Genomic DNA, 8,653 nt, shown 5'->3' with positions numbered 1-8,653 from the left:
CCGCAGGCCCCGCCCCCGGAGCCCGCCGCCGACTCGCGGTCCACGGCCGCCGCCGGTGAACGGTCCGGCGTCCACCCCGTGGACGAGTCGCGCCCGTTCCACCGCATTTTGCTCTTCGGCGTCCAGCACGTCCTCGTGATGGCGGCCACGCCCATCTCCGCGATCTTCCTGATGAGCGCCACCCTCGGGCTGGGCGACGGCCTCACCGTCGACCTGCTCTCCGCGGCCTTCGTGCTCTCCGGTGTCGGATCCCTCATCCAGTCGCTCGGCCCATGGAGGTTCGGGCCCCGGCTGCCGTTCGTGATGCTGCCGGGCGGCGCCCCGCTCATCCTCTTCCTGGCCATCGCCGAGCAGCACGGCCTGCCCACCGCCGGTGGCGCCGTGCTCCTCACGGCGGCGTTCTGCTTCGTCGTACTGCCGGTGTTCTCGCGGCTGCTGGCCTTCTTCCCCGCCCTCGTCATCGGCACGATGATCGTGATCGTGGGCGTCAACCTGGTGAAGGTCGGCGCGCTCCTCGTCACCGGCCCGCCCGGCTCACCGGCTTTCGCCGACCCCGGCAACCTCGGCCTGGGCATGGCGACGATCGGGCTCACCATCGTCTTCTACCTGCTCTTCACCGGCGTCCTGCGCCAACTGGCCGTCATGCTCGGCCTGCTGGCCGGCACCGCCCTCGCCGCGGCGACCGGCGCGATCCACACCGGGTCCCTCGCCGACGGGCAACTGGTCTCCCTGCCGCACCTGATGCCCTTCGGCACACCCGAGTTCAACCTCGTCGCCGCGCTGCCCCTGATGCTCTACAGCCTGGCCTCGATGGCCGAGGCCACCGGCCAGACCGTCATCAACGCCGAGGCGGTCGGCAAGACGATCGACAAGCGCACCGACGTCCCGAAGACCGTCCGCGGCGACGCCCTCACCTCGCTCCTGGGCGGCTGCTTCGGCCTGCCCCTCATGGTCACCAGCGGGGAGAACATCGGCATCGTCCGCGTCACCGGCGTCCGCAGCCGTTTCGTCACCGCCGTGGCCGGCGTCGTGCTCGTCGTCAGCGGGCTGCTGGCGCCCGTCACCCACGCCATCAGCGTGATCCCGTCCGCGGTCGTCGGCGGCACCGCCATGATCGTCTTCGGCGTCGTCACCGTACTCGGCGTCCAGATGCTCGGCCGGTCCGACCTCGACCGGCACACCAGCACCTTCGTCGTCGCCGTCGCGCTCGCCCTGGGACTGCTCCCGATCCTGGTCCCCGGCGTCTACGGCGGCTTCCCGCCGAACGTCCGCATCCTGCTCGAGAGCGGCGTCGCCGTGGGCGCGTGCGTCGCCGCCGTGCTCAACGTCCTCTTCCACCACGTCAGGCCGGGCATCGCCGCACGGCTGCCCCACCCCCGCACAGAAAGCGACCGATGAACCGACTCGACCGCGCCCCCCTCACCGGCCAGGGCCCCCTGCTGCTCGCGCCGGACGCCGTCCTGCTGCCCGAAGGGGCCACCGACGGGTGTGCCGTACTGGTCGACGACGGACTCTTCCAGGCCGTCGGACCTGCGGCGGAGCTGGCGGGGGCCCATCCGGGACTCGACACCGTACGCCTCCCCGGACACCTGCTGATGCCCGGATTCGTCGACGCCCACCACCACCTCACGCAGAGCTTCGGAGCGGCGCTCGCCTTCGGGGAACCGTCGGAGATCTTCCGCCGGGTCTGGGTGCCGCTGGAGGGAGCACTGGACGAGGAGTCGGCGTACACGGCGGCCAAACTCGCCTCCTTCGAGGCGCTGCGCGGCGGTTTCACGACCGTCACCGACGCCGGCACCCGCGCCGACGTCGACGTGGACGTGGTCGCGTCCGCCGCGCGGGACGCGGGCATCCGCCTCGTCCTGGGCCTCGTGTGCAACGACACCGACCGCGAGCCCGGGAGCGACCCCCGGGCCGTCCTCGACGGCGCCGAGAAGCACCTCGCCCGGTACGACGGCGACCCGCTCGTCCATCCCTCCCTCGCCGTCTCCATCCCCGAGGCGGCCACCGAACGAACCCTGCGCGACACCGCCCGACTGGCGGCCGAGGCGGGCGCCGTCGTGCAGATCCACGTCAACGAACATCTCGCCGGCGTCGAACGGTCGCTCCTGCGCCACGGGCTGCGCCCCCTCGAACACCTGCACCGCGTCGGGGCCCTCGGCCCGCAGCTGCTCGCCGCACACGCCACGCTGCTCACCCCGCGCGAACTGTCCCTGCTCGCCGACACGGGCGCAGCCGTCAGCTACAACCCGGTCGCCAGCGCCTGGAAGGGCAACGCGGTCGCGGCCGCTGCCGACATGACCGAGCGCGGAATCCGCGTCGGCCTCGGCACCGACGGCACCCGCGGTGACGGCTTCCGGCTCGCGGAGGCCGCCGAGTTCGCCCAGCGCCTGGCGTACGGGCTGACCACCGGCGACTCGTCGTGCGGGGCCGGCTGGACCTGGCTGGAGCACGCCACACGCGGGGGAGCGGACGCCGCCGGTCTCGGTGGCCGCACGGGGACCGTCGCACCGGGCAGGGCCGCCGACTTCCTCCTGGTCGACATCGACACACCCGAACTCGCGCTCTCCTGGGACCTGCCCTGGGAGCTGGTCCGGCGCGGCAACCGCGACCAGATCACCGCCGTCTTCGTCGCGGGACGGCTGCGCATGTGGCACGGCCACCCCACCGACTGGGACGGTGCCGCGCTGGTGCGACGCGCGGCCGAACTGGCCCGAGCGGCGGTGACCAGGGCGGGCGTCGTGCGGGCGCACCCCACCTCCACCGAGGCCCGGGCACGGCACGAGCGGACGGTGATCCTGTGAGCTGGCCCTCGCTGGTCGCCCTGGCCGTGACGGTGGCCGTCGCCGCCTTCGTCCAGGGCAGCAGCGGACTCGGCTTCGCGCTGGTCGTCGCGCCCGTGGCCGGCTTCCTCGCGCCCGGTCTGGTCCCGGTGTTCGTCCTGGCCGCGATGATCCCGCTCAACCTGTACGTCGCCTGGCGGGAACGTGCCTCGCTCGACCTGCGGGGCGCCGGGTGGATCACCGGGGCACGGCTCGCGGCCACCCCCGCGGGACTGGCACTCCTCTGGCTGATCCCGGAGCGCAGCCTCGGCGTGTTCGTCGGGGCCGCGACCGTGCTCGCGGCCGTGGTGAGCCTCGCCGCGCCCGTGTTCACTCCCGGCCGGGCCGCCTACCTGGGCGCGGGCGCGGTGACGGGACTGACGGAGACGGCCACCGGCGTCGGCGGGCCGCCGCTCGCGCTGGTCTACCAGCACCGGTCACCGGCCGAACTCCGCTCCACCGTCGCCGCCTGCTTCCTGGTGGGAGAGGTCGCCTCCCTGGTGCTGCTGTTCGCCACGGGGAAGGCGGCGCCGTCCCAGCTCGGCTGGGCGGCGGCGGCGCTGCCGGCGATCGCCCTGGGCGCCGGGCTCAGCCGCCTGGTGCACCACCGGCTGGACGCCCGCAGGATGCGGCTGTTCGTGCTGGTGTTCGCGCTGGTCTCCGGGGTCGTCCTGCTGCTGGGCTTCTGAACGGGCCGGGACGGGACGGCGGGGCGACGGAGGGAGTCAGCCCTTCCCGCCCCGGTCCCGTACCGACGAGGCGCGGGCGATCAGCGCCGGCTCCGGGGACCCGGCCACCGCCGGCGTGGTGGTGTCCCCGCGCAGCCTGCGCAGCAGCAGCTCGACGGCGGCCGACGCCGCCTGCTCCAGGTGCAGGTCGACCGCCGTCAGGGGCGGTTCGCAGGTGCGGGCGCGCAGGCCGTCGTAGCGGGTGGCCACCATGACGTCGTCCGGTACGGACCGCCCGCTGTCCCGGACGGCCCGGACGGCGCCCACGGCGAAGGCGTCGACCATCGCGCACACCGCGTCGGTGCCGGGGTGTTCGGCGAGGAGCGTGGCGCAGGCCTCGTAGCCCGCCTGTTCGCCACCCGCCTCGGCGACCCGCGCCACGACCGGGGGCCAGCCCCGCTCCCGCGCCATGTGCTCGTAGGCGGCGACCGCGTCAACGGACGAGTGCCGGGAGCCCGAGCCCACCATCAGCGCCGGCCGGGTCGCGCCCTGGTCGTGCAGGTGCCGCAACAGCAGCTCGGTCACCCGCCCACCGCGCAGATCCACATACGGGACGTCCTCGTCCGGCGCCATGGGCCTGCCGAGCGCCACGTACGGGAGCCCGCGCTCGCGCAACTGCGCCGCGGCGGCGTCCGCGGTGTCCGGCTCGACCACGATGGCCCCGTCGATGTCCACGGCGTACAGCGCCGACCCCGACTGGACGGGCGGCACGAGCACGAGCGCGAAGCCGTGTGTGAGGGCGCTCTCCGCGGCCGCCGCCGCGACCTCCATGTAGAAGCCGAGCCGGGACGGGCCGCCCGCCACGGCGAACGGCATCGAGGACGCCAGCGCGATCGCCTTCGCCTCTCCGCGGCGCAGCCTCTGGGCCCGGAGGTTGGGCCGGTATCCCAGCTCCGCGGCCGCCTGCCTGACGCGTTCCCGGGTGCGGGGGTCGACCTTCCCCAGCCCGTTGAGGGCGTGGGACACGGTGGTCCGGGAGACCCCCGCGACGCGGGCGACGTCGGCGATGGTGGGCTGTCTCGGGCCGGGGGCGGAAGCGGTCATCCGCGCGGACTCTCCTCGCTGGCGGGGAAGGGCGTACCCGACCATCTTCCCCGACGGCGCCGCGCACCGGGATCACGGCCGCGCTCAGCCCTGCTGCCCGGCCCCCTCGAGGGCCTGGCCGGTCATGTCGGTCACCTCGGCGGCGGGCGGGGCCTCGGCGTCGACCTCGGTGCCGAAGTCCGAGAAGTTCATGACCGTGCTCATCTTGAGTTCCTTGGGCGACGAGCCGCCGTCGGGCTTCGCGGAGGCGGAGGCCGGGGCCTTGACGGTCATGTCGATCTGCTGGCGCCGCAGCCGGCCTTCGTCGTCGAGCCAGACCTGCATCGGCAGCGTCGGGCCGAGCTGCTGGCGCATCAGTTCGCCGCCGGGCAGCTCGGCGACGTCGACCGACACCCGGTAGTGGGTGGTCTCGGCGCCGTCGACCTCCTCGCTGCCGACCTTCTTGACGTCCTTGTCGGTGATCGCCTTGGCGTAGGCGGCGGTCTGGGCCGGGTCGCCGAGCTGCTGACTGCCCAGGCCCTGCTGCTGGGCGACCTTCTTGAGGTCGATCTTGATCCAGGGCTTGCCGCCCGCGTTCTGCCCGGGCACCTTCTGGTACAGGACCTGGTCGACGACGCGCTGCTCGATCTTCTTGTTCTGAGCGGTGACGGTCATCACGCTGTTGCCCTCGGCCAGGTCGATCGTGCCCTGCCCGTCGGTCGTGATCCGCTCTTGCCCGGCGGTCAGTTCCATGTCGATCGTCATGCGCGCGGACCCGGCTTCGGCCGTCTTGTCGTAGGCCGCCCGGACCGCCTTCGTGTCCTGCCCCTGGCCGCCCTCGCCGGAGCCGCTGTCGCCCGCACTCGAACTCGCGCTCGCCGACGCGCCCTTGTCCTTGCCCGTGTCCTCGGCCTGCGAGTCGCTGTCGCCCCCGCATCCCGCCAGCACCACGCTCGCCATGACGGCGGCGGTGCCGATCGCGCCGGCCCTCATCCCCCTGCTGCGCATGTGAATCCCCTTCTCCTCAACGGCTCTCGGCCGCCGTCACCGGCGTCCGGCTTTCGAGCCGAATGCCCGTGATGAGGCCCAACACGCCTATTGCTGCCTTGTTTTGCGGATGGGACGGGCCGTCAACCTCAGCGGCCGTCGAGCGGTCCTGTCGAAGGGGGCCGGCGGTGGAGGAAGGCCGGCCCCGGACGACAGCCACGAGCGAGGTGGAGATGACGGATCTGCACACCACGGTGACCTGGGTCGACGTACGCGAGCGGCTGCCGCGGGCCGGTCACCCCGTAGCGGCGGCGATCACCGGACGGTATCCGGCCGAGGACACCGCCGATGCCGCCACCGCGCGACGGCAGGATTTCTGGCTGGTGAGGACCATGTACTTCACGGACCGGCACCACACAGAGGACGGCGAGGTGCACAGCGACTGTTTCGTCGACTCCGACGGCGTCGTGCGTTTCCCCTACGACCCGGACAGCGGCGACAGCGTGACCCACTGGGCCGAGCTGCCCACCCTGCCCGGCCGGGCGACGCACCTCCTGCTCGGCGACGACGTGCGGCCGGCTCTGCGGCAGGCGTGGAACATGCGCTGAGGCGTCCCGTCTCCAGCGGTCCGGCACGGGCGTCCCGGGGTGAGGCGTGTCTCATCCGGACCTGCCGCCTTGTCTATGCAACAAGTTGCATAGAAGGATCGGGGCATGGCGCTCGAACACGCGATCCTCGTCTCGCTGCTGGAGAAGCCGGGCTCGGGTTACGAACTCGCGCGCCGGTTCGAACGGTCCATCGGGTACTTCTGGACCGCGACCCACCAGCAGATCTACCGCGTCCTCGGACGCATGGAGGGTGGCGGCCTCCTGCACGTCCGCGACGTCCCGCAGCAGGGTCGGCCGGACAAGAAGGAGTACTCCGTGGCCGCCCCCGGCCGCGCGGTGCTCTCGGCATGGCTGCACGAGCCGATCGAGCCGGAGAGCGTCCGCCACGAACTCGCCGTGAAGATCCGGGGAGCGGCCTTCGACGACCCGACGGCGCTGATCTCCGAGGTCGAGCGCCACCGAAAGGCCCACGACGACCGGCTCCGGCGCTACCTCGCCGGGGAGCAGCGGGACTTCACCGGCCCCGAGGCGCCCGACCCCCTGGACGCCGGCCAGGAACTCCAGCACGTCGTCCTGCGCGGCGGCATCGCCTACGAGCGCATGACCATCGCCTGGCTCGACGACGTCCTCGACACCCTCCACCGGCTCCACGCCGGGAAGCCCCGCGCCTGAACACCCGGCGCCCCCGCCGCACCAGTACCACGTCCGCTCGTCCGACCCCGCTCCGGAAGGCAGCCCCCTCATGGCCGACCAGCTCCTGTTCAACCCGCTCACCTATGACCCGGCGCACTTCGACCCGGAGACGCGCAGGCTGCTGCGCGCCACGGTCGACTGGTTCGAGGCGCGCGGCAAGCGCAGGCTGATCGAGGACTACCGCTCACGCGTGTGGCTGGAGGACTTCCTCGCCTTCGCCGCGAAGGAGGGCCTGTTCGCCACCTTCCTCACCCCCGCGGCGGACGGCGACCGGCCGGACCAGCGCTGGGACACCGCCCGGATCGCCGCCCTCAACGAGATCCTCGGCTTCTACGGCCTCGACTACTGGTACGCCTGGCAGGTCACCATCCTCGGCCTCGGGCCGGTCTGGCAGAGCGACAACGCCGCCGCCCGCGCCCGCGCGGCCGAACTCCTCGCCCAGGGTGAGGTGTTCGCCTTCGGCCTCTCCGAGAAGAGCCACGGCGCCGACATCTACTCCACGGACATGCTGCTGGAACCCGACGGCAGGGGAGGCTTCCGGGCGACCGGCTCCAAGTACTACATCGGCAACGGCAACGCCGCGGGACTCGTCTCGGTGTTCGGCCGCCGCACGGACGTCGAGGGCCCGGACGGATACGTCTTCTTCGCCGCCGACAGCCGCCACTCCGCCTACCACCTGGTCAAGAACGTCGTCGACTCCTCCAAGTACGTCAGCGAGTTCCGGCTCGACGACTACCCCGTCGGCCCCGAGGACGTCCTGCACACCGGGCGGGCCGCCTTCGACGCCGCCCTCAACACCGTCAACGTCGGCAAGTTCAACCTGTGCACCGCCTCGATCGGCATCTGCGAACACGCCATGTACGAGGCCGTCACCCACGCCCACAACCGCATCCTGTACGGCCGCCCGGTCACCGCGTTCCCGCACGTGCGGCGCGAACTGATCGACGCCTACGTGCGCCTCGTCGGCATGAAGCTGTTCAGCGACCGCGCCGTCGACTACTTCCGTACCGCCGGCCCGGACGACCGCCGCTACCTGCTGTTCAACCCGATGACCAAGATGAAGGTCACCACCGAGGGCGAGAAGGTCATCGACCTGATGTGGGACGTCATCGCCGCCAAGGGTTTCGAGAAGGACACCTACTTCGCCCAGGCCGCGGTCGAGATCCGGGGTCTGCCGAAGCTCGAGGGAACGGTGCACGTCAACCTCGCGCTGATCCTCAAGTTCATGCGCAACCACCTGCTCGACCCGGTCGACCGGCCGCGGGTGCCGGCCCGCCTCGACGCGGCCGACGACTCCTTCCTCTTCCGCCAGGGCCCGGCCCGGGGGCTGGGCTCCATCCGGTTCCACGACTGGCGCACGGCGTTCGACGCCTACGCCGGGGTGCCCAACGTGGCCCGGTTCCGCGAGCAGGCCGACGCGCTGTGCACGTTCGTGACGACGGCCGCTCCCGACGAGCGGCAGAGCCGCGACCTGGACCTGCTGCTCGCGGTCGGCCAGCTGTTCGCCCTGGTGGTGCACGGCCAGCTCATCCTGGAGCAGGCGGAGTCGGCCGGCCTCGACGAGGACGTGCTCGACGAGCTGTTCGCCGTGCTCGTGCGTGACTTCTCGGGCCACGCCGTGGAACTCCACGGCAAGGACTCGGCCACGCAGGAGCAGCAGGACTGGGCCCTCGGGGCCGTCCGCCGCCCGGTCGTGGACGAGGTCCGCTCGGCCCGTGTCTGGGAGCGGGTGGAGGCGCTGTCCGGCGCCTACGCCTGACGGGCGTACGACGGGGAGCGGGCCGGTGGCGGC

Annotated in this window: 8 protein-coding genes; 6 read left to right on the top strand and 2 right to left on the bottom strand. The window is 72.6% G+C overall.

Going from position 1 to position 8,653, the window contains the following annotated elements; all coding sequences use genetic code 11:
• Positions 1 to 78 precede the first annotated feature (78 nt).
• The 3 genes from DMH12_RS05065 to DMH12_RS05055 are packed head-to-tail and all read left to right on the top strand — an operon-like array spanning position 79 to position 3,511.
• Positions 79 to 1,398, top strand: coding sequence for a uracil-xanthine permease family protein (locus DMH12_RS05065; RefSeq protein WP_125490329.1), 1,320 nt, complete (start codon positions 79 to 81; stop codon positions 1,396 to 1,398).
• Positions 1,395 to 2,804, top strand: coding sequence for an amidohydrolase family protein (locus DMH12_RS05060; protein WP_125490316.1), 1,410 nt, complete (start codon positions 1,395 to 1,397; stop codon positions 2,802 to 2,804). Before DMH12_RS05065 ends, DMH12_RS05060 begins: the two co-directional genes overlap by 4 nt.
• Positions 2,801 to 3,511: a sulfite exporter TauE/SafE family protein gene (locus DMH12_RS05055; RefSeq protein ID WP_125490315.1), complete on the top strand. Its 711-nt coding sequence runs from the start codon at positions 2,801 to 2,803 to the stop codon at positions 3,509 to 3,511. Before DMH12_RS05060 ends, DMH12_RS05055 begins: the two co-directional genes overlap by 4 nt.
• Before the next feature lie 36 nt (positions 3,512 to 3,547).
• Here DMH12_RS05055 and DMH12_RS05050 read toward each other — a convergent pair whose 3' ends face one another.
• The gene (locus tag DMH12_RS05050) at positions 3,548 to 4,594 is read right to left on the bottom strand and encodes a substrate-binding domain-containing protein (protein WP_125490314.1); all 1,047 of its coding nucleotides are present in this window, start codon (positions 4,592 to 4,594) and stop codon (positions 3,548 to 3,550) included.
• Between the two features lie 84 nt (positions 4,595 to 4,678).
• Positions 4,679 to 5,581 carry a hypothetical protein gene (locus tag DMH12_RS05045; protein WP_125490313.1) on the bottom strand — a complete coding sequence of 301 codons (903 nt, stop codon included), beginning with the start codon at positions 5,579 to 5,581 and terminating at the stop codon, positions 4,679 to 4,681.
• 212 nt (positions 5,582 to 5,793) lie between these two features.
• Here DMH12_RS05045 and DMH12_RS05040 point away from each other — a divergent pair, with 212 nt between their 5' ends.
• From DMH12_RS05040 to DMH12_RS05030, 3 genes are all read left to right on the top strand, one after another.
• Positions 5,794 to 6,168, top strand: coding sequence for an AQJ64_40280 family protein (locus DMH12_RS05040; protein WP_125490312.1), 375 nt, complete (start codon positions 5,794 to 5,796; stop codon positions 6,166 to 6,168).
• A gap of 105 nt (positions 6,169 to 6,273) precedes the next feature.
• Positions 6,274 to 6,840, top strand: coding sequence for a PadR family transcriptional regulator (locus DMH12_RS05035; protein ID WP_125490311.1), 567 nt, complete (start codon positions 6,274 to 6,276; stop codon positions 6,838 to 6,840).
• A 70-nt stretch (positions 6,841 to 6,910) separates the two neighbouring features.
• Entirely contained in the window at positions 6,911 to 8,620 is a 1,710-nt protein-coding gene (locus tag DMH12_RS05030) for an acyl-CoA dehydrogenase family protein (protein WP_125490310.1), read from the top strand.
• Positions 8,621 to 8,653 lie beyond the last annotated feature (33 nt).

This window comes from Streptomyces sp. WAC 04229, assembly GCF_003947455.1.
In the GTDB taxonomy this organism is placed as follows: domain Bacteria; phylum Actinomycetota; class Actinomycetes; order Streptomycetales; family Streptomycetaceae; genus Streptomyces.
The sequence above is the reverse complement of the archived record's forward strand: the minus strand, read 5'-3'. Positions and strand labels throughout refer to the sequence as shown.

What these genes read in the sequence shown, in the direction of transcription:
- DMH12_RS05035 (WP_125490311.1), top strand. Translation starts at nt 6,274, where the DNA reads ATGGCGCTCGAACACGCGATCCTCGTCTCGCTGCTGGAGAAGCCGGGC.
- DMH12_RS05050 (WP_125490314.1), bottom strand. Translation starts at nt 4,594, where the DNA reads ATGACCGCTTCCGCCCCCGGCCCGAGACAGCCCACCATCGCCGACGTC.
- DMH12_RS05040 (WP_125490312.1), top strand. Translation starts at nt 5,794, where the DNA reads ATGACGGATCTGCACACCACGGTGACCTGGGTCGACGTACGCGAGCGG.
- DMH12_RS05030 (WP_125490310.1), top strand. Translation starts at nt 6,911, where the DNA reads ATGGCCGACCAGCTCCTGTTCAACCCGCTCACCTATGACCCGGCGCAC.
- DMH12_RS05045 (WP_125490313.1), bottom strand. Translation starts at nt 5,581, where the DNA reads ATGCGCAGCAGGGGGATGAGGGCCGGCGCGATCGGCACCGCCGCCGTC.
- DMH12_RS05060 (WP_125490316.1), top strand. Translation starts at nt 1,395, where the DNA reads ATGAACCGACTCGACCGCGCCCCCCTCACCGGCCAGGGCCCCCTGCTG.